This is a genomic window from Microbacterium sp. HM-570 (genome assembly GCF_054165885.1).
This window is the reverse complement of sequence record NZ_CM135111.1, coordinates 1,178,454-1,197,553: the sequence shown is the minus strand read 5'-3', so window position 1 is coordinate 1,197,553 and position 19,100 is coordinate 1,178,454. Positions and strand designations below refer to the sequence as shown.

The window sequence follows — 19,100 nt, the reverse complement described above, 5'->3', positions numbered from 1 at the left end:
GAGGCCCAGCGCCGTGCCCCTAGTGCCCGCCGCCGAGGCCACCGCTCAGGCGTCCGTGCATGAGCGATGTGGCTTCGTTCATGCCCTCGAGAATGACGCGCTTGCCCTGGTGCTCGTACTTCGTCACGATCGCGTCGAGTGCGGCGACGGTCGATGCGTCCCAGATGTGCGAGTTGGACATGTCGATGATGACACGCTCGGGGTCGTGCGTGTATTCGAACTGGGTCGTGAGGTCGTTGCTCGAGGCGAAGAACAGCTCGCCATTCACGGTGTAGCGGACCGTGGGGACGGATGCCGCGCGGTCGATTTCGCGGGTAACCGAGACGAAGTGCGCGACGCGTCGGGCGAACAGGACCATCGCGGCAAGGACGCCCGCGCCGACGCCGATCGCGAGGTTGTGGGTCCAGACAGTGATGATGACGGTGATGAGCATGACGGCCGTTTCGCTTTTCGGCATCCGCTTCAATGTCGCGAGGCGGATGCTGTGCCAGTCGAACGTTGCGACGGCGACGACGATCATCACGGCGACGAGGGCGGCCATCGGGATGACCGCGACGACATCACCGAGTGCCAGGACGAGGACCAGCAGGAAGACGCCGGCGAGGAAGGTGGAGATGCGGGTGCGTGCGCCGGATGCCTTGACGTTGATCATGGTCTGGCCGATCATCGCGCAACCGCCCATTCCCCCGAACGCTCCGGAGAGGATGTTCGCTGCGCCCTGACCGAAGGCCTCGCGGGTCTTGCGGGAGTGGGTGTCGGTGATTTCGTCGACGAGCTTCGCGGTCATGAGTGACTCGAGTAGTCCGACGACCGCCATCGCTGCGGCGTAGGGGGCGATGATGCCGAGCGTCTCGAGATTCAGCGGCACGTTCGGGATGAACAGCTCGGGCAGGCTCTGGGGCAGTTCCCCTTCGCCGCCGACATTGGGCACGTTGAGGCCGAAAACGACGGCGGCGGCTGTGAGCAGGATGATCGCGATGAGCGGTGCGGGGATGACTTTCGTCCAGAGGGGCATCAGATACATGATCAGGAGCCCGATGACGACGAGCGGGTAGACGAGCCAGGGCACGTCGATCAGCTGGGGGAACTGTGAGGTGAAGATGAGGATCGCGAGGGCGTTGACGAATCCCACCATGACCGAACGGGGGATGAATCGCATGAGCTTCGCCACACCGAGGGCGGCCAGCGCGATCTGGATGACTCCGCCGAGCAGCACGGTGGCGATGAAGTAGTCCATGCCGTACTCGCGGGCAACGGGCGCGATGACGAGCGCGATCGCGCCGGTGGCGGCCGTGATCATCGCGGGCCGCCCACCGAGGAACGCGATCGCCACGGCCATCACGAAGGACGAGTACAGGCCGACACGGGGGTCGACGCCCGCGATGAGCGAGAACGCGATCGCCTCGGGGATCAGGGCGATCGCGACGACGAGTCCCGCGAGGACCTCACGGGTGAGGATGCGTGGGCTCCGAAGGGCCTGCATGACCGTGGGTTCGATGCGGTAGCGGGATTTGGGATCTTGGATGGGGATGACGTCGGTCATGGCGCTCCTGAACGGGGAGGGTGGCGGGGGATTGGGCGCGCCATTGCGCCGAGGCCGAGGGTGTCGACCTGAGAGGATGGGATGCGAGTGCTCGATGAGCGCCCGCGGTGACTTTACCGTAACGTCAGGTTTGACCGCGAATCCCACTTTCGAGGAGTGATGTGAGCAGCACGGGACACATGCATATCGGTGAGGTCGCCGAGCGCACGTCGTTGTCGCTGCGGACGCTGCGTCACTATGACGAGATCGGTCTGGTGATCCCGTCCGGTCGCACGGAGGGTGGATTCCGGTTGTATGCCGAGGACGATGTCGCGCGCCTCATGCTCGTGCGGCGGATGAAGCCGCTCGGCTACTCGCTGGACGAGATGCGGACGGTGCTCGCCGCGTTCGGCGAACTCGCCCGCGACCCCGCATCCGTCGAGCATCTCGCCACGATCCGGGAGATCCGCGGAGCGGCTGAGACTCGGCGGCAGAAGCTGGTCGAACAGGTGGCGATGGCCGAAGAGTTCCTGCACCAGTTGGCGTCGGTCGAGCGCTCTCAGTAGCCGTTCGCCGCCGCGTGCCTGAGGGTGGCGCATAGACTTCGGTCTATGAGTGTGGGCGATGGTTCCGAGGAATGGACGATTCTCGGCGATCCCACCCGTGCCCGGATCGTGCGCCTTATCCGCGAGTCCCCGGATGGGCGGGCGCTTGTCGGGCGGCTCGCGGAATCGCTCGGCCTTCGTCAGCCGACGGTGAGTCATCACATGAAGGAGCTGGCGGCTCGAGGGATCCTCGTGCGCGAGCCCGAGGGGCGTCGAGTCTGGTACTCGATCGACCCGCGGAACGCGGAGCGGGTTGACGCGCTCCTCGGCGACGACACCTCGGGGGAGCGGCTCGAGCTCGACCTGCCCCGCATCGTCTCCCGTCTCGCCGAGCGATATCGCGGCACGTTCGGTCGCGAGACGATCGAGCGATACGTGACCGAGAGCCACGAGCTGCTGTCGGCGAGCAACCCCACCACGCTGACCGGGTCACGCACCGCCGATTTCGCGACCGGGAGGCTCGACGCGCTCGCCCGATCGAAGACGTCCCCTGCGGATGCTCCGGAAGTCCTGTTCGTGTGTGTCGAGAATGCGGGACGATCGCAGATCGCGGCGGGCATCCTTCGTCAGCTCGCGGGCAATCGGGTGTTGGTGCGTACCGCGGGTTCAGCGCCCGTCAGTGGCGTGCGCACCACCGTCGTCGCTGCGCTCGACGAGATCGGGATTTCCCTCGGCGGCGAATTCCCCAAGCCGCTCACCGACGAAGCCGTGCGTGCGGCGGATGTCGTCGTGACGATGGGATGCGGGGATGCCTGTCCTGTCTACCCCGGTCGGCGTTACCTCGACTGGGACCTCGAGGATCCGGTCGGCAAGTCACTCGAGACCGTGCGGGTCATCCGCGACGACATCGAGGTGCGGGTTCGAGATCTGCTGGCGGAGCTCGTGCCGTCCTGATCCGCACGTGCGGTCTGTTGTATTCATAGATGTGGGTCTATGCTTTTGAGTGAGGAAAGCGAGACATCATGAACCGCGTATCACCCCAGCACCTGTTCCCGACCCGACGCCTTCGGGCCGTCGCCGTTGCGGCCGCGGTTGTGACGAGCGCGCTCGCGCTGAGTGCGTGCGCGGGGCCAACGGAAGCCGATTCGACGGGCAGTCTCGAAGGCGCTGTCGTCACCGATGGGTCATCGACCGTGGCGCCATTCATCGACGCCGCCTCGTACTTGTTCGAGGCGGTGGAGCCCGACGTCGATGTGGTCGAGACGATTTCCGGCACGTCGGCCGGCTTCCGGGCGTTCTGCGATGGCGAGACCGACATCTCGAACGCGTCTCGTGCGATCTCGGACGACGAGCTAGCCGCGTGCAAAGAGGCCGGCGTCGAGTTCACCGAAATCATCGTCGCCAACGATGGTTTGTCGGTCGTCATCAACCCTGAGAACGACTGGGCCACGGATCTCACGCTCGAGCAACTCGCCACGATGTGGGCGCCCGACTCCGAGGGTGAGATCACGAACTGGAACCAGGTCGATCCCGACTTTCCGGATGAGCCCCTGATTCTCTTCGGCGCCGGCGGCGACTCCGGCACATTCGACTACTTCAGCGAGGCCGTCAATGGCGAAGAAGGCGCACTCCGGATGGACTACAGCGCCTCCGAAGACGACAACGCGACGGTGGAGGGCGTACGGCGAGAGCTCGGCGGCATCGGGTTCCTCGGCCTCAGCTACGTCGAAGAGAACGAGGGCCTCATCGCTGCCGCATCCGTGGACGGAGTCGCGCCGACCACCGATACCGTGCAGGACGGCAGCTATACGCCGCTCAGTCGACCCCTGTTCATCTACGTCGACAATGCTGCGTACGCCGACAAGCCGCAGGTCAAGGCGTTCGTTGACTTCACGGTCGAGAACTCGGCCGATATCGCGGAACGCGCGCTCGTCGTGCCGCTCACCGACGACCAGATCACCCTCGCCCAAGACGAACTCGCCTCACTCCGCTGAAACGCCACACTCCGCTGAACAGGAACACAACATGCACATTGTCGCCATCGGCGGAAGCGACGCGGGAATCTCCGCGGCGCTCCGTGCCCGAGAACTCGACCCCTCGGTCGACGTGACCGTCGTCGTCGCTGATGAGTATCCGAACTACTCGATCTGCGGCATCCCCTACTACTTCTCGGGCGACGTGCGGCCCTGGCAGTCGCTCGCGCACCGGACGCACGCGGATCTCGAGGCGACCGGGATGCGACTGCGGCTGAACACTCTCGCGACCCGGATCGATGCGGGCGCGCAGCGGTTGACCGTCCGCGATCAGGGCGGAGAATCCGAGATCCCGTACGACGAGCTGATCGTCGGCACGGGCGCGCTTCCGACTTACGCCGGCATAGTGGGGCTCGGGACGCTCGGGCCTGCAGACGGCGTTCACGTCATCCACTCGATGGGTGACACCTTCGCCCTGGACGCCCATCTCGCCGAGCGTGACCCGCGGACCGCGATCATCATCGGCGCCGGCTACGTCGGCCTCGAGATGGCCGAGGGTTTCCGCGCTCGCGGTATGCGGGTCATCCAGCTGCAACGCGGGCCCGAGGTGCTGTCGACTCTCGATCCCGAGCTTGCGTCCACGGTCCACGCGGAGCTTCTCGGGCACGGCGTCGAGGTGCACACGAACACCCGGGTGCAGGCCGTGGAGAAGACGGATGCGGGGCTCGTCGTGCACGCCGAGCACCTCGGTCAAACGGTGTCGCACACCGCCGACCTGGTCCTTGCCGTCGTCGGAGTCCGCCCCAATACGTCGCTTCTCGAAGAGGCAGGTGCGCAGCTCGGCGCCGGGCGCGCGGTCGTCGTGGACGAGCAGATGCGCACCGGCCTCCCGCACGTCTACGCTGCGGGCGACGGTGTCGTTACGCACCACCGCTTGCTCGGCGTGACCTATCTGCCGCTCGGCACGACCGCGCATAAGCAAGGACGCGTCGCCGGTGAGAACGCCGTCGGCGGGCTGGCGCGTTTCGCGGGCTCGGTCGGCACCCAGGTGGTCAAGGTGTTCGACGTCGTGGCGGCGCGCACGGGTCTGCGCGAGCAGGAGGCCGTGGCGGCCGGCTTCGCGTCCGCCACCACTCAGATCGCGGCCGACGATCACAAGCGGTACTACCCGGGCGCCCAACCGATCGACATCCGCATCACGGGCGACACCGAGTCGGGCCTGCTGCTCGGCGCACAGCTCGTCGGGCGTCTCGGCACCGAGACCGCCAAGCGCGTCGACACCTACGCGACCGCCCTGTTCGCCGGGCTCTCGGTCGAGCAGATCAGCGACCTCGATCTCTCCTACACCCCGCCCCTCGGCTCGCCCTGGGATGCGGTCCAGGTTGCCACACAGGCCTGGTCGCGAGCACACAACACCATCGGAGTAAGCGCATGACCACGGAATCCATCCCCGCCAAGCCCACGGTTCTTTTCATCTGCCAGCACAACGCGGGCCGCTCGCAGCTCGGCGCGCATCTGCTCGACCTCATAGCGCCGGGTCAGTTCGTCTCCACGAGCGCGGGCCTCAAGCCCGCCGCCGAGATCAACCCCGTCGTCGCGGAGTCGCTGAACGAACTGGGTGCCGACACATCCGCTGCTCGTCCGCGTCTCGTCACCGAGGATGATCTCGCGAGCGCCGACGTCGTGGTGACGATGAAGCCCGGACTCGCGCTGCCCGCGCCCGTCGCGGGCCGATTGGTCGAGTGGGAGTTCCCGAACCCCGAGGAGTGGGACCTGGATGGTGTGCGCGGGATGCGCGACGCGGTTGCAGCGCAGGTGCGCAAGCTCGCAGCCGAGCTGACCACTGCGCGTTAGTTCCCGCTCTCAGTCGTCAACGTACTTACGAGAAAATTAGGAAACGTATTTACAAGAAAATTCATCGATGAAGCGATAGAGCCCATGAAGGGCAACGAGTTGGTGTGGCGCGCGTTGAGCGATGCTGCATTGAGCGGACGGCGCACGTGGGCGAACATCGGCGATATCGCCTTCGCGGCAGGAGTCCCTCCTGCCGCCGCGCATTACGCTATCCAGCGGCTCGCGGATATCGGCGCCGTCACGCAGCACCCTCGCGGTGGTCTGTCCACGGTCAATCCCGAGAAGGTGCTGACGTTACTCGTTGCATGGCGGAACGTCGCGGCCGACACTGTCGCCCTCACGACCGTTGATGCCATCCGTCCCGACCTGGCGTCGACAGACGGACCGTACGCTCTCGGCGGCGCAGACGCCGCGATCGTGTATCTCGACGGATGGAACAACATCGCGGACAGGGGTCAGCGGTTGATCTATGTGAGCGGGACAGGGTGGGCAGAGCATCTCGAGCCGGGCGAAGAGGTTCGCCTCGTCAAGATGGATGAACGCGCCCAGCGAGAGTGGACGAGTGGTTTCGCTAGCCTGGCCCAAACCTGCGCAGACTTGTTCGCCACTCCGGGATGGCAGTCGGAGGAGTTTCGGAAGGCGCTCTGGCGACGATACCTCCGAGACACAGACCGGGAGCAGCCCGGGTATGCCGACGAGTGATGTGGAGCCCGAGGAACTCGAACGGTTGCACAACCTGCTCGACTATGTGGGCTACGAACTCGATCCGTCCATCCTCATCGGGGGGGGGCAACGAACCTCCGCGTCGGCGGCGACATCAGCCGAGTTATCGATCTGATCATCAACGATCTCGCATTGCGAAGCGCGCTCCGGGAGAAACTCGACGACTACAGCGAGAACCGACATCACAGTGGCGGCATGAATGCTCGCGGAACTGTGGACGGCGTTCACATCGATGCGTACATCCCCTACGAATCTCAGTTGGGTGACAAACTCCTCCTTCGCGTCGAGGAACTCGCTCGATTCACGGACGCGGGCGTGATCAAAGGATGGTTCCTGCTGACGCTCGAAGCACATGTTGTGACCAAGATGGCCGCCCTCCTCGACCGGCCAGACACCGAGAAGGGCCAGAAAGACGCTCGAGAACTATTGGCCCTTCTCAAGGAAGGCGTCGACCCTGCCGCTGCAATCGCGATTCTCTTCACCGCGTCGGCGGCGGAGCGTGCCCTCATTCCGGGGTACATGGCGCAGGTGTTCGAATTGCTGCCAGAGCGTGCGCGCGCGAACAAGGCGGATAGGCGCATTCTCGATCGCCTACGCCGAGAATGGATCGACGAGGCAGAGCGCCAATCGCGCGACGACGACTCCGCTGGACTTCCCCGCCCGATGCTCTCAGGCGGACTGGGCGAACCAACAGATCTGGGGACTTCAGGGCGGAGGATAGGGGATTCGAACCCCTGAGAGCTTTCACTCAACACGCTTTCCAAGCGTGCGCCATAGGCCACTAGGCGAATCCTCCTGGGGCCCTCGCGGGCCGCCGACCATCCTATCCTGTCACCCGGGCCTCTGCCCCCCGCCGCCCGAACAGCGACTTGGGCACGAGGGCTGCAGACCAGCGCGTGCGCCTGTCCGAGGCCGCGATCATCCCTCCGCGAACGGCTCTGACGGCATCGTCGAGCGGCTCACCCGATCGACGCTCGCTCGCCGATCCCGTTGGCGCATAGCTCGAATGCTCGATCGCTGCGACCAGCACAGCCATCGACGCGGCATCCGCGCCGTGCTCGTCGACCAGCCGCCGCCCGAGCACGCGGGGTGACTCTCCACGAGGCAAAGCGATGCCCAGATCCGCCGCCGTGTCGGATGCCTCGGCCCACGCCGCTGGGGCATCGCCGGTGTGTGCCACGATCAGCCGGTGCCGCCGACGGATCGCACGCCACAGACCGGGCAACGCGGAAGCCGCGAACACCGCAAGGACCAGAACGATGGACGGGCCGGCGCCCACGGTGGTGTCCCCGGCTGCGGCACCGGTCTCGTCCAGCCCATCGGTTTGGTCGGGCGGCAGCGATGCGGACGGGGCCTCGGGCGCGAGTGGCGCCGTCTCTTCGGTCAGACCGTCGGCCGTGCCCGGGATCGTGGACGAGGCGAACGCCGTCGGCACGCCGAGGCTCTTCGTCGGCTCGAAGGGAATCCACCCGATGCCCTCGAAGTAGACCTCGGGCCACGAGTGCAGCTGAGAGCTGTACACCTCGTACACGGTCTCGTCGTCGATCGAATCGGTCGTCGCCGTCCCGGGCAGGTACCCGACGACGATGCGTGCGGGCATGCCGAGAGTCCGCGCCATGATCGCGAACGCCGAGGCGAAGTGCACGCAGTAGCCGCTCTTCACGGCGAGGAACTCCTGGACCGCCTCGAGTCCCGTGCCATCGAATCCGGCACGGACGGGTGCGTTGAGCGAATACTCGAATTCGAGACCGCGGAACCACCGCTGCAGCGCTACCAGGGCGTCGTAGTCGCTACTCGTCGCGGATGTCACAGCGAGGGCCTGCTCGCGGATCGCGGCGACCGCGGGGTCGTTCTCGGGCAGGTCGAGCATCGACGAATCCGACCCCAGAGCGGCTTCGGACGAGCGGATGCGTTCAGCGGACGGGCGGGGCACATCGTATGTGATCTCGTACTCCTGCCCCTGCGGCGACGAGGAGCGCGAGATGACGGTCCGATTCTGCGGGAGCACCGACCAGTCACCCTCGAGGCCGTCGACGCTCACCGCCGGGTAAGGCACCGGCAGCCAGGGGCTCACGTAGTTCACGACCTGCACGGTCGCGGTGTACTCGGCGATGGGGATATCCGAGTCGACGACAAGCGGCTCGAACTCCTCGTCGACCGATGTGCCGATGCCCCGGTCCGGCTTCCACTCGTCGCCGTCGAAGCGCGACAAGGTCACGGCGCGCAGGTATGGCGGGGTCGGTGCATCGCTGCGCACCTGCAGCACCGCGGTGTCTGCCGGGCGCCGGAGGTCGCGGCCGAGGTCGAGGGACGGGTCGATCGTATTGCCGCGAATGGCGACGATGCTCGTGCCACCGGGTACCGGTGCGGGCAGTGCGGGTGTCGCGACGATCGCCACGACGAGAGCCGCCGCTCCGACGCCGACGGCCGTGACGGCCGTGCCGCGCCGCGTTCCTTCGGCCCGGGCGCGATCGCCGTCGCCATTGCCGTTGCCGCCGCGGTCTCGGGTTGCGGTTTCTCCGCCGAGCAACAGCATCAGGCCCGCGGCGAAGGCGATGAAGGTCCCGATGTCGACGCTTCGGGGCACCGCGATGGCGGGGATGAGATAGATGGTGATCAACGCCACGGCGGCGAGCAGCGGCATCCGCGCCGAGACGACGACGTGATCGATCGCGATCGCGAGGAGTCCGGCCGCAGCAACGATCAGGAACGACAGGGCCACGCCCGCGTCCAAGGGCGCGGCGCCGTCTCGCACCTGAGTCATCGCCGCATCGACGAGAAGCGGAATGTCGCGGAATGTCGCGGGCATCGGGATGACACCGAACAGGGCGGAACTCCGGAAGAACACGACGCTGACGGTGACGACCCAGACACCGATGCCGATCAGACTCACGGTGAGGGGCGGCAGGCCAAAGCGCCGTGCGACATATCCCGCGGCGAGCACCAGGGCGATGATCGCGAAGGCTCCGACGAGCCAGGCACCCGGTTCGACAACGCGGAGGAGGGGCAGAAGCGCTGTCGACACCCCGACCAGCACCGCAATCGCGAGGCCCGCAGACGGCCGCGATCGCGACCGGCGCTTAGGCGAAGACATGGTGCGCTCCGCGGTCGGCAACATCTGACCACACGTCGGACAGATCCACGTCGGGGCCGATCGCGGCGGTCCGCCACCCGGCCTGTGTGGCGCGCTCGAGCGCATCCGCGGACGGGCTGGCGGCGAGCAGGATGGGAAGGCTCGAGTGGTGGGCCAGTGGCGCCAGGACATCGGCGTCCTGAAGACGCAGGACGCCCGTGATCAATACGAGCGGACCTGCCTCAGCGCCCGCGTAGCGCTGCGCGAGACCCGGCAGCGTGTCGTCGCGGCGAGAGACGAGGGATGCGAACCGCAGCAACATCTGTTCGACATCCTCGGGCGCGTCGATTCCCGGCAGGGGCTCGCACAGGGGTGTGCCATCGGTGTCGGAAACGACGACCTGGTAGCCGTCCCGGGCAAAACGCAGGACGATCGAGACGCAGGTCGAGAGCGCCGCTTCGAACGCGGGATCCACTCCGGTGTCGTGTCGAGCGGAGGCATCCCACCGTGGCGCGCCGAGGTCGAGCAGTACGGTTGCGGCCGGAGTCGACTCCTGCTCTTCTTGCCGCACCATCAGGGTGTCGCGGTGAGCCGTTGCTCGCCAGTGGATGCGACGCATCGAGTCCCCCGGAGCGTAGGGGCGCGCAATCAGGTTGTCGGCCCCTTGCCCCAACTGGTCCGTCGAGGCATGCAACGCGCCGCCGGCTTCGCCCGCCGAGATCGCCACATGGGGGAGCGGGATGGCGGCGGGCACCGCCACGATCCGGGTGTCGCCGACCGGTGTGTGCCTGCGGCGGACGAGACCGAAGGGGTCCGTCGTACGCAGAGTCAGAGGACCGATGCTCCAGACGCCTCGCCGTACTGCACGCGCGGTGTAGGCGAGGTCGAGCGGCTGATCGATCCCCGCGGCGCGGGTCGCGAACCCCGATGCTTCCCCTCGTGCCTCGCCTTCGAGTGCGTCGGGGAGGCCATCCGACCAGTGGATCGTGCCGAAGGGTGAAACGCTCCGCATCGTCACATGGGCGCGTACCCGGGTCGACGACCCGACCGGCACGACATCCGGGCGGAGGGTGCGCTCGGCCTGGCCGACTCGGCGCCCGACGTGCAGAACCACGAAGCCGGCCACGAGCAGCGCGACCAGCAGGCATCCGATGTACATCAACTCCACGATGCCGAGTTCGCCGGCCAGGGCGAAGCTGGCGATCGCGAGCGCTAACGCACCCGTACCGCGCAGGGTCAAGGGCCAGCCGCGCCTCATGAGTGGGCCGCGACCGGTACCCGAACCGTGGCGGCGATGCGGTCGATGACAGCCGCGACCGTGTCCGTGCCGCCCCGCGCGCGTGCACCCGTGACGCTGCGCGTCGGGATGAGGCGATGCGCGAAGACCGGTTGGAGCAGCGCGATCAGATCATCGGGGATGACGAAGTTGCGGGCATCCAGCGCCGCCCACACTTTGGCGGCACGCACGAGCTGGAGCGTCGCACGCGGGCTCGCACCGAGCCGCAATTCGGGGTGCGATCGCGTGGCCTGCGAGAGCGCCACGGCGTACTCCCCGACCGAGGGCGAGACGTGAACGCTGCGCGCGAACGCGATCATGCGCGACACCTCGGAGGTGGTCACGACGGGTTGCAGGGCTTCGAGCGGATTGACGGTATCGCGCTGGCGCAGCATCAGCGCCTCGGACGCGGCATCGGGGTACCCCATCGAGATCCGGATCATGAACCGGTCGCGCTGTGCTTCGGGCAGGGCGTAGGTGCCCTCCATCTCGAGCGGATTCTGCGTGGCCACCACGAGGAACGGGTCGGGCAGCGGATGCGTCCGGCCATCCACGGTGACCTGACCCTCTTCCATCGCCTCGAGCAGCGCGGACTGGGTCTTGGGCGACGAGCGGTTGATCTCATCGGCGATGACGATGTGCGCGAAGATCGCGCCGGACTTGAACTCGAACTCACGCTCGGCCGGGTCGTACACCGACACACCGGTCACGTCACCGGGAAGCAGGTCCGGGGTGAACTGGATGCGCCTCACGCTCGCGTCCACGGATGCCGCTAAAGCCTTCGCGAGCATCGTCTTACCAACTCCCGGGACATCCTCGATCAGCAGGTGTCCCTCGGCGAGCAGGGCCACGAGGGCTGTGCGCACAGCCGCGGGCTTGCCATCGATCACGCTCGAGACGGATGAACCGATCGCGCGGGTGAGCTCCGAGAACCTCTCCGCATCCATGGGTATGGGAGGAGCGGGGGACATCCTGCGCCGCAGGTCGGCCCCGTCGAGCAGCTCGGCAGGTGCGGGTGAATCCGGCATGCGACCCCCTGGATCGTCGTCGGGTGGAGGGGGCGACATCGACCCCGCGTTACCCAATCGTAACCCCGGTGGCGTGCAGGGCGGCCGGGAGTTGACTGACTCCGAGTGGATCCCCCGGTGAAGGGGCCCACTCGTTCTCGACGGCGGGGGAGGGATGGTTAGACTGGGGGCAGCTCTCCGCGCGGCGGTATCCAGGCCAACTCCCCCAGGACGGAAACGTAGCAAGGGTAACCAGGCTCTGCCGGGTGCGCGGAGAGTCTTACTCTTTCCAGGCGCCTAGGCTGGACGACGTGGCGCAGAGCATCTTCATCACGTCCGCAGAGGGTCATTCGGGCAAGTCCTCCATCGCGTTGGGGGTGCTCGACACGCTGAGCCACGCGATGGCGCGGGTCGGTGTCTTCCGAGCGATCGCGCGCTCGACGCTCGAACGCGATTACGTGCTCGAAATGCTGCTCGAACACGACGGTGTCGAGCTGACGTACGACGAGTGCATCGGGGTCACGTACGACGACGTCCGGGCCGATCCCGAGGGTGCGTTGGGTGCGATCGTCGAGCGTTTCAAGGCGGTCGAGGCGCAGTGCGATGCCGTCGTGATCCTCGGCAGCGACTACACGGATGTCGGAAGCCCCGCCGAGCTCGCCTTCAACGCGCGCATCGCGGCGAACCTGGGGGCCCCGGTGCTGCTGGTGCTCGGCGGACGAGCGGGTCAGGGGCAGAGCGAACAGCTCGGCTCCTCGATCGCCCGCACCCCGGACGAGGTGGGCCAGATCGCCGACCTCGCGCTCGTCGAGTTAGCACACGGCCGGGCCGAGCTCTTCGCCGTGGTCGCGAACCGTGCCGATTCCGATCGCCTCGGCGAGACCGTGGCAACGCTGCGGCGGACCGTGGCGGCGCACGGCAGTGCGGGCGTTCCGGTGTGGGCGATCCCCGAGGATAAGTTCCTCGTTGCTCCGTCCATCCGCGGCATCATGCGCTCGGTCGACGGCACGCTCCTGACGGGTGACCCCGATCTCCTGACGCGCGAGGCGCTCGGCGTCGTCGTCGCGGGGATGTCGATGGTCAACGTGCTGCCGCGCCTGTTCGAGGGGGCTGTCGTGGTCATCCCCGCAGATCGCTCCGAGGTGCTGCTCGCCGCCCTGCTCGCGAACGCGTCGGGCACCTTCCCCTCGATTTCGGGCATCGTCCTGAACGGTGGTTTCGACCTGCCGGACCCGATCATGCGCCTGATCGACGGACTCGGGTCGACGCTCCCGATCATCACGACAGACCTCGGCACCTACGACACCGCCGTCCGCATCATGAACACGCGCGGTCGCCTCGCGGCCGATTCGCAGCGGCGCTACGACACGGCGCTGTCGCTGTTCGAGACGCACGTCGATACGACCGAGCTGCTGCGCGCGATCGGCGTTGCTCGGGCCACGGTCGTCACGCCGCTGATGTTCGAGTTCCAACTCGTCGAGCGGGCACGCTCCGACCGCCGCCGCATCGTCCTGCCCGAGGGAGAGGACGACCGGGTGCTGCGCGCCGCCGCGCGCGTGCTCGCGCGCGGTATCGCCGACCTCACGATCCTCGGCGAAGAGATCGAGGTGCGAAACCGCGCCATCGAGCTGGGAATCGACATCCGGGCCGCCGAGGTGCTGAGCCCCTTCGACGCGGTCCACGTGCACCGATTCGCCGAAGAGTACACGCGCCTGCGCTCACACAAGGGCGTGACATACGCCCAGGCGGCGGACACGGTGACGGATGGCTCGTACTTCGGCACGATGATGGTCCACCTCGGGATGGCCGACGGCATGGTCTCGGGCGCCGCGCACACGACGGCACACACCATCCGTCCCGCCTTCGAGATCATCAAGACGAAGGCGGGGGTGTCTGTCGTCTCGAGCGTGTTCCTCATGGCGCTCGCCGACCGTGTGCTCGTTTACGGTGATTGCGCCGTGATCCCCGATCCGACGAGCGAGCAGCTGGCCGACATCGCGATCTCGTCTGCCGCGACCGCCGAGCAGTTCGGTATCGAGCCGCGGGTAGCGATGCTGTCGTATTCGACAGGGACGTCCGGCTCGGGGGCCGATGTGGAGAAGGTCCGCGTCGCGACTGACCTCGTCCGGGAGCGGGCGCCGCAGCTCGCTGTCGAGGGACCGATTCAGTACGACGCGGCCGCCGACGCCGCGGTGGCCGCTGCGAAGATGCCGGGATCGGATGTCGCGGGCCGCGCCACCGTCTTCATCTTCCCCGACCTCAACACCGGCAACAACACCTACAAGGCCGTGCAGCGCTCCGCGGGCGCGATAGCCATCGGGCCCGTGCTGCAGGGCCTGAACAAGCCCATCAACGATCTCTCCCGTGGGGCCCTGGTCGAAGACATCGTGAACACGATCGCCATCACCGCAATTCAGGCGCAGGGAGAGACCGACGCATGAGCGCCATCCTCGTCGTCAACAGCGGATCGTCGTCCTTCAAGTACCAGCTGATCGATGTCGCGACCGAGGACGTGCTCGCCTCCGGTCTCGTCGAGCGCATCGGCGAGGACCTGGGCAGCGCGAGCCACACAGTCTCGGCCGCGGGCTTCGGCCACGCGCGCGAGGGTGAGCCGGCGCCGACTGTGCTCGAGGCCACCTACGACCGTGAGCTGCCGATCCCGGATCACACGGTCGGTTTCGCCGTGATGCTCGAGGCGTTTGCTCAGAACGGTCCCTCCCTCAGCGACAAGCCTCCGGTCGCCGTCGGGCACCGCGTCGTGCACGGCGGGGCGCGGTTCTACGAGCCGACGCTGATCACTCCGCTGGTCGAGATCAACATCGACGAGTTGTCGGTGCTCGCGCCGCTGCACAATCCCGCGAACCTGCAGGGTATCCGCGCCGCGAAGCAGGCCTTTCCCGACATCCCGCACGTCGCCGTCTTCGACACCGCTTTCCACCAGACGCTCGCGCCGGCCGCGTACACGTACGCCATCGACCGCGACCTGGCGGAAGCGCATCGTGTCCGCCGCTACGGGTTCCACGGCACGTCGCACAAGTTCGTGAGCGAGGCGGCGGCGCACTTCGTCGGACGAGATCTCGCGGATCTGCGCCAGATCGTCTTCCACCTCGGCAATGGCGCATCGGTCACGGCGATCCGCGGGGGTCGTTCGGTCGACACCTCGATGGGCCTGACGCCGCTGGAGGGACTCGTGATGGGAACCCGCTCGGGCGACCTCGATCCCGCCGTGCTGATCCACCTGGCTCGGCGCGCCGGACAGAGCATCGACGACCTCGACGATCTCCTCAACCGGCGCAGCGGCCTCCGAGGTCTCGCGGGTGTGAGCGACATGCGCGACCTCGTGGCACGTCGAGATGCCGGGGACTCGGCGGCCGCGCTCGCGTTCGACGTGTACATCCATCGGGTCCGCGCCTACGCGGGCGCCTACCTCGCGCAACTCGGCGGCGTCGACGTCATCTCGTTCACGGCCGGCGTGGGCGAGAACTCCGTGGCGGTGCGTGCCGAGGCACTCGCGACGCTCGGCTTCGCGGGCGTGCAGATCGACCCCGAGCGGAACGCGGCACGCAGCCGAGGAATCCGCGTCATTTCAACGGATTCCTCGCCCGTGACGGTTCTCGTCGTGCCGACGAACGAAGAGCTCGAGATCGCCCGACAGAGCATGCAGGCCGTCAGCAGCTGATCTGCCTCGCACACGTGTCGCACGGGCGTGCACACCGCCAGTACGCTGAGATCGCGACGAGAGCGAGTGTCGTCCGAAATGCCTCTCACCCGCCATGCTTCTCACCCGTTCGTCGCCTGGAGGATCCGTGCCCGACGCTCTGCCCGATCTGTCCGCGTACGATGCCGTGCTCTTCGACCTCGATGGCGTGCTCACGCCGACCGCCGAAGTACACATGCACGCCTGGCAGACGATGTTCGAAGAGCTTTTCGCCGCGTGGGACATCACCCCGGCCTACACCGAGCGGGACTACTTCGAATACCTCGACGGCAAGAAGCGCTACGACGGAGTCGCGAGCCTCCTGCGCAGCCGCGACGTCGAGGTGCCGTGGGGTGATCCGTCCGATCCTCCGACCGCCGACACGGTGTGCGGCATCGGCAACCGCAAGAACGTCGTGTTCTCGGGAGTGCTCCGCTCGGAGGGCATCACCGCCTACCCCGGCTCGGTGCGTCTTCTCGACGCGTTGCAGGCGGCCGACACACCGATCGCCGTTGTTTCGAGTTCGAAGAACGCGACCGAGGTTCTGCAGGTCGCGGGTCTCACGGATCGCTTCCCCGTCGTCATGGACGGCGTCATCGCCGAGCGCGACAACCTGTCGTCCAAGCCCGCACCCGATGTCTTCGTCGAGGCCGCCCGTCTCGTCGGCGTCGAACCCGCGCGCGCCGCGGCCGTCGAGGATGCGATCTCGGGCGTCATGTCGGCTGCCGCCGGGGGATTCGGACTCGTGATCGGGGTCGACCGCGGCGTCGGAGCAGACGAGCTGTTGAAGGCCGGCGCGCACCTCGTGGTCACCGATCTCGGCGAACTCGTGCCCTGATCCGTTTTCTCCTCTTCTTTTTTCTGCTCGACCGGCGCTAAGGAGCACTCCCCGTCATGATCGATCGCGATCGGTTTCCCGTCGACCCGTGGCGCCTCATCGAGACCTCGTACTCGGAAGAGGACACGGGCGTCACCGAGACGCTCTTCGCGGTCGGGAACGGGTATCTGGGACTGCGCGGCAACCAACCCGAGGGACGCCGCGCTCACGAGCACGGCACTTTCATCAACGGGCTGCACGAGACCTGGCCGATCCGGCACGCCGAGCAGGCGTACGGCTTTGCCGAGGTCGGCCAGACGATCGTCAACGCCCCCGACGCCAAGGTGATGCGCGTCTACATAGATGACGAGCCGCTCTCGCTCGATGTCGCGGACGTCCGCGAGTACGAGCGTGTCCTGGACTTCCAGGAGGGGCTGCTCCGTCGCCACGTCGTGTGGTGCACGCCGTCGGGCAAACAGGTGCAGGTCGACTTCGACCGCATCGTGTCCTTCGACGAGAAGCACCTGGCGGTGATGCGACTGACCGTGACGGTCTTGAACGCCGACGCGCCCGTGACCATTTCCTGCCAGCTGATCAACCGGCAGGACGGCGAGGACGTCTACGGCGGTTCGGCCAAGCGTGCGAAGGCGGCGGGTTTCGACCCTCGCAAAGCGGAGCGGATCGGCGCCGAGCGCGTGCTGCTGCCGCAGGAGTACTGGCAAGAGGGCCATCGTTCGACCCTCAGCTACCAGGTCAACGAGTCGGGCATGACGGTCGCGGTCTCGGCCGACCACCTCATCGAGACGGAGAACGACTACGAGGCGCGGACGCTCATCGAGCCCGACATCGCCAAGAACGTCTTCCGGGTGCAGGCGAAGCAGGGCGTGCCGATCACGGTGACAAAGCTCGTCTCGTATCACTCGTCGCGCGGGGTTCCGGCTCGTGAGCTCGTCGATCGCTGCCGCCGCACGCTCGATCGCGCCGAGTTCGAGGGCGTAGAGACGATCTACACCCGTCAGCGCGAGTGGATGGATGCCTTCTGGAAGCGGTCCGATGTGCGCATCGGGGGCCATGACGACCTGCAGCAGGCGACGCGTTGGTGTCTGTTCCAACTCGCGCAGGCAGCGTCCCGCGCGGACGGTCAGGGTGTTCCCGCCAAGGGCGTCACGGGATCCGGATACAGCGGGCACTACTTCTGGGACACCGAGATCTACGTCCTGCCGTTCCTGACCTACACCTCGCCGCTCTGGGCACGCAATGCACTGCGGATGCGCGCGCTCATGCTCCCGGCTGCGCGTCGCCGCGCCTTCCAGCTCAATGAGGCCGGCGCGCTGTTCCCGTGGCGGACGATCAACGGCGAAGAGGCATCCGCGTACTACGCCGCCGGCACGGCGCAGTACCACATCAATGCCGACGTGACATATGCGCTGGCGAAGTACGTGCGCGGCACGGGCGACGTCGACTTCCTCTACCGCGAGGGCATCGACATCGCGGTAGAGACCGCACGGCTGTGGACAACGCTCGGCTTCTGGCGTGAGGGTGAGGGTGACGCGACGTTCCACATCCACGGGGTCACCGGTCCGGACGAATACACGACCGTCGTCAACGACAATCTCTTCACCAATGTGATGGCGCGGTTCAACCTGCGCTTCGCTGCGCGCACGGTGCGCGAGATGGAGCAGGACGCTCCCGACGCCTACCGTCTCATGGTCGACCGCCTCGGTCTCGACCCACTCGAGGCGGAGGGCTGGGACCTCGCGGCCGAGGCTATGCACATCCCGTTCAGCCCCGCCCTCGGCATCCACCCTCAGGATTCTCTGTTCCTGGAGCGTGAGGTCTGGGATCTCGAGAACACCCCCGCGGATCGTCGCCCGCTCTTGCTGCACTTCCACCCGCTCGTGATCTACCGCTTCCAGGTACTCAAGCAGGCCGATGTCGTGCTCGCGCTGTTTCTGCAGGGCAATCATTTCTCGGCTGAAGAGAAGCTGGCCGACTTCCAGTACTACGACCCGCTGACGACCGGCGACTCCACGCTCTCGGCCGTCGTGCAGGCGATCCTCGCGGCCGAGGTCGGGTACCAGGACCTGGCGCTGGAGTACTTCGAGCAATCGATATTCGTCGACCTCGGCGACTTGCACCACAACGCGGCCGATGGTGTGCACGTGGCATCCGCCGGTGGGGTGTGGACCGCGCTCGTCTGCGGCTTCGGTGGTATGCGCGATCACTACGGTGAGCTGTCCTTCGACCCGCGCCTGCCCGAGTCGTGGCCGGAGCTTTCGTATACGCTGCGCTGGCACGACGCCCACCTGAACATCACGCTCACGCGCGACGCCATGGCGCTCAGTCTGGAAGAGGGAGAGGGCGATCCCATCGCGTTCTCGGTCCGTGGGCGTGAGTACGTCATCGCGCCGGGGGAGGAGCTCTCGGTGGAGCTCGCCGACCAGGGGCCCGTGCGCTCGGGGCGCCCGACGATCCAGCAGTTCGAGGACATCCGACGCGAAGACGGCACGCTGCTCTCGGCCTCGGTGCCCACCGTCTCGACCACGATTCCGACGCTCACGGGTCCGATCACGGTAGGCGGATCGGATGTCGCAGCCACGCCGTAGGCTGGGG

The 19,100-nt window shown here is 67.0% G+C and carries 16 protein-coding genes, 1 tRNA gene and 1 other RNA gene; 13 read left to right on the top strand and 5 right to left on the bottom strand.

Annotated elements, in window-relative coordinates:
* Positions 1–19 precede the first annotated feature (19 nt).
* Complete coding sequence (locus ACT9TC_RS05615; protein WP_458042418.1) at positions 20–1,543, bottom strand: SulP family inorganic anion transporter; 1,524 nt, start codon at positions 1,541–1,543, stop codon at positions 20–22.
* A gap of 179 nt (positions 1,544–1,722) precedes the next feature.
* Between ACT9TC_RS05615 and ACT9TC_RS05610 the strand changes: the two genes are divergently transcribed.
* The 8 genes from ACT9TC_RS05610 to ACT9TC_RS05575 all read left to right on the top strand — a co-directional run bounded on the left by ACT9TC_RS05610 (position 1,723) and on the right by ACT9TC_RS05575 (position 7,355).
* Entirely contained in the window at positions 1,723–2,088 is a 366-nt protein-coding gene (locus tag ACT9TC_RS05610; RefSeq protein WP_458042872.1) for a MerR family transcriptional regulator, read from the top strand.
* A gap of 45 nt (positions 2,089–2,133) precedes the next feature.
* The gene (locus tag ACT9TC_RS05605; RefSeq protein ID WP_458042417.1) at positions 2,134–3,021 is read left to right on the top strand and encodes a metalloregulator ArsR/SmtB family transcription factor; all 888 of its coding nucleotides are present in this window, start codon (positions 2,134–2,136) and stop codon (positions 3,019–3,021) included.
* Between the two features lie 68 nt (positions 3,022–3,089).
* Positions 3,090–4,061, top strand: coding sequence for a PstS family phosphate ABC transporter substrate-binding protein (locus ACT9TC_RS05600; RefSeq protein ID WP_458042416.1), 972 nt, complete (start codon positions 3,090–3,092; stop codon positions 4,059–4,061).
* Positions 4,062–4,092: 31 nt separating this feature from the next.
* Positions 4,093–5,475, top strand: a complete 1,383-nt coding sequence (locus ACT9TC_RS05595) for an FAD-dependent oxidoreductase (RefSeq protein WP_458042415.1) — start codon at positions 4,093–4,095, stop codon at positions 5,473–5,475.
* Entirely contained in the window at positions 5,472–5,894 is a 423-nt protein-coding gene (locus tag ACT9TC_RS05590) for an arsenate-mycothiol transferase ArsC (RefSeq protein ID WP_458042414.1), read from the top strand. The genes ACT9TC_RS05595 and ACT9TC_RS05590 overlap by 4 nt, the downstream gene beginning before the upstream one ends.
* 84 nt (positions 5,895–5,978) lie before the next feature.
* Positions 5,979–6,596 (top strand): hypothetical protein, encoded by a 618-nt coding sequence (locus ACT9TC_RS05585; protein WP_458042413.1) that lies wholly within the window; start codon positions 5,979–5,981, stop codon positions 6,594–6,596.
* Positions 6,583–6,732 carry a hypothetical protein gene (locus ACT9TC_RS05580; RefSeq protein ID WP_458042412.1) on the top strand — a complete coding sequence of 50 codons (150 nt, stop codon included), beginning with the start codon at positions 6,583–6,585 and terminating at the stop codon, positions 6,730–6,732. The genes ACT9TC_RS05585 and ACT9TC_RS05580 overlap by 14 nt, the downstream gene beginning before the upstream one ends.
* Before the next feature lie 80 nt (positions 6,733–6,812).
* The gene (locus ACT9TC_RS05575; protein ID WP_458042411.1) at positions 6,813–7,355 is read left to right on the top strand and encodes a hypothetical protein; all 543 of its coding nucleotides are present in this window, start codon (positions 6,813–6,815) and stop codon (positions 7,353–7,355) included.
* Here ACT9TC_RS05575 and ACT9TC_RS05570 read toward each other — a convergent pair.
* The 4 genes from ACT9TC_RS05570 to ACT9TC_RS05555 all read right to left on the bottom strand — a co-directional run bounded on the left by ACT9TC_RS05570 (position 7,329) and on the right by ACT9TC_RS05555 (position 11,937).
* Positions 7,329–7,413: transfer RNA gene (locus ACT9TC_RS05570), tRNA-Ser, on the bottom strand. The genes ACT9TC_RS05575 and ACT9TC_RS05570 overlap by 27 nt on opposite strands.
* 27 nt (positions 7,414–7,440) lie before the next feature.
* The gene (locus tag ACT9TC_RS05565) at positions 7,441–9,711 is read right to left on the bottom strand and encodes a transglutaminase family protein (RefSeq protein ID WP_458042410.1); all 2,271 of its coding nucleotides are present in this window, start codon (positions 9,709–9,711) and stop codon (positions 7,441–7,443) included.
* On the bottom strand, positions 9,698–10,930 hold the full coding sequence (locus tag ACT9TC_RS05560; protein WP_458042409.1) for a DUF58 domain-containing protein: 1,233 nt from the start codon (positions 10,928–10,930) through the stop codon (positions 9,698–9,700). The genes ACT9TC_RS05565 and ACT9TC_RS05560 overlap by 14 nt, the downstream gene beginning before the upstream one ends.
* Before the next feature lie 14 nt (positions 10,931–10,944).
* On the bottom strand, positions 10,945–11,937 hold the full coding sequence (locus tag ACT9TC_RS05555; protein ID WP_458042871.1) for an AAA family ATPase: 993 nt from the start codon (positions 11,935–11,937) through the stop codon (positions 10,945–10,947).
* Between the two features lie 225 nt (positions 11,938–12,162).
* Between ACT9TC_RS05555 and ffs the strand changes: the two genes are divergently transcribed.
* The 5 genes from ffs to ACT9TC_RS05530 all read left to right on the top strand — a co-directional run bounded on the left by ffs (position 12,163) and on the right by ACT9TC_RS05530 (position 19,093).
* An RNA gene (gene ffs / locus ACT9TC_RS05550) (signal recognition particle sRNA small type) lies at positions 12,163–12,259 on the top strand.
* Between the two features lie 25 nt (positions 12,260–12,284).
* Positions 12,285–14,414 (top strand): phosphate acetyltransferase, encoded by a 2,130-nt coding sequence (pta, locus tag ACT9TC_RS05545; protein WP_458042408.1) that lies wholly within the window; start codon positions 12,285–12,287, stop codon positions 14,412–14,414.
* The gene (locus ACT9TC_RS05540; protein WP_458042407.1) at positions 14,411–15,652 is read left to right on the top strand and encodes an acetate/propionate family kinase; all 1,242 of its coding nucleotides are present in this window, start codon (positions 14,411–14,413) and stop codon (positions 15,650–15,652) included. The genes pta and ACT9TC_RS05540 overlap by 4 nt, the downstream gene beginning before the upstream one ends.
* A gap of 94 nt (positions 15,653–15,746) precedes the next feature.
* Positions 15,747–16,508 (top strand): HAD family hydrolase, encoded by a 762-nt coding sequence (locus ACT9TC_RS05535; RefSeq protein ID WP_458042406.1) that lies wholly within the window; start codon positions 15,747–15,749, stop codon positions 16,506–16,508.
* Positions 16,509–16,564: 56 nt separating this feature from the next.
* Positions 16,565–19,093, top strand: a complete 2,529-nt coding sequence (locus ACT9TC_RS05530; protein WP_458042405.1) for a glycoside hydrolase family 65 protein — start codon at positions 16,565–16,567, stop codon at positions 19,091–19,093.
* Positions 19,094–19,100 lie beyond the last annotated feature (7 nt).

Coding starts and splice junctions, on each gene's coding strand:
- ACT9TC_RS05575 (WP_458042411.1), top strand. CDS start 6,813: ATGAATGCTCGCGGAACTGTGGACGGCGTTCACATCGATGCGTACATC.
- ACT9TC_RS05565 (WP_458042410.1), bottom strand. CDS start 9,711: ATGTCTTCGCCTAAGCGCCGGTCGCGATCGCGGCCGTCTGCGGGCCTC.
- ACT9TC_RS05540 (WP_458042407.1), top strand. CDS start 14,411: ATGAGCGCCATCCTCGTCGTCAACAGCGGATCGTCGTCCTTCAAGTAC.
- ACT9TC_RS05555 (WP_458042871.1), bottom strand. CDS start 11,937: ATGTCCCCCGCTCCTCCCATACCCATGGATGCGGAGAGGTTCTCGGAG.
- ACT9TC_RS05580 (WP_458042412.1), top strand. CDS start 6,583: ATGCCGACGAGTGATGTGGAGCCCGAGGAACTCGAACGGTTGCACAAC.
- ACT9TC_RS05615 (WP_458042418.1), bottom strand. CDS start 1,543: ATGACCGACGTCATCCCCATCCAAGATCCCAAATCCCGCTACCGCATC.
- ACT9TC_RS05610 (WP_458042872.1), top strand. CDS start 1,723: ATGCATATCGGTGAGGTCGCCGAGCGCACGTCGTTGTCGCTGCGGACG.
- ACT9TC_RS05585 (WP_458042413.1), top strand. CDS start 5,979: ATGAAGGGCAACGAGTTGGTGTGGCGCGCGTTGAGCGATGCTGCATTG.
- ACT9TC_RS05605 (WP_458042417.1), top strand. CDS start 2,134: ATGAGTGTGGGCGATGGTTCCGAGGAATGGACGATTCTCGGCGATCCC.
- ACT9TC_RS05530 (WP_458042405.1), top strand. CDS start 16,565: ATGATCGATCGCGATCGGTTTCCCGTCGACCCGTGGCGCCTCATCGAG.
- ACT9TC_RS05595 (WP_458042415.1), top strand. CDS start 4,093: ATGCACATTGTCGCCATCGGCGGAAGCGACGCGGGAATCTCCGCGGCG.
- ACT9TC_RS05535 (WP_458042406.1), top strand. CDS start 15,747: ATGCTTCTCACCCGTTCGTCGCCTGGAGGATCCGTGCCCGACGCTCTG.
- ACT9TC_RS05590 (WP_458042414.1), top strand. CDS start 5,472: ATGACCACGGAATCCATCCCCGCCAAGCCCACGGTTCTTTTCATCTGC.
- ACT9TC_RS05600 (WP_458042416.1), top strand. CDS start 3,090: ATGAACCGCGTATCACCCCAGCACCTGTTCCCGACCCGACGCCTTCGG.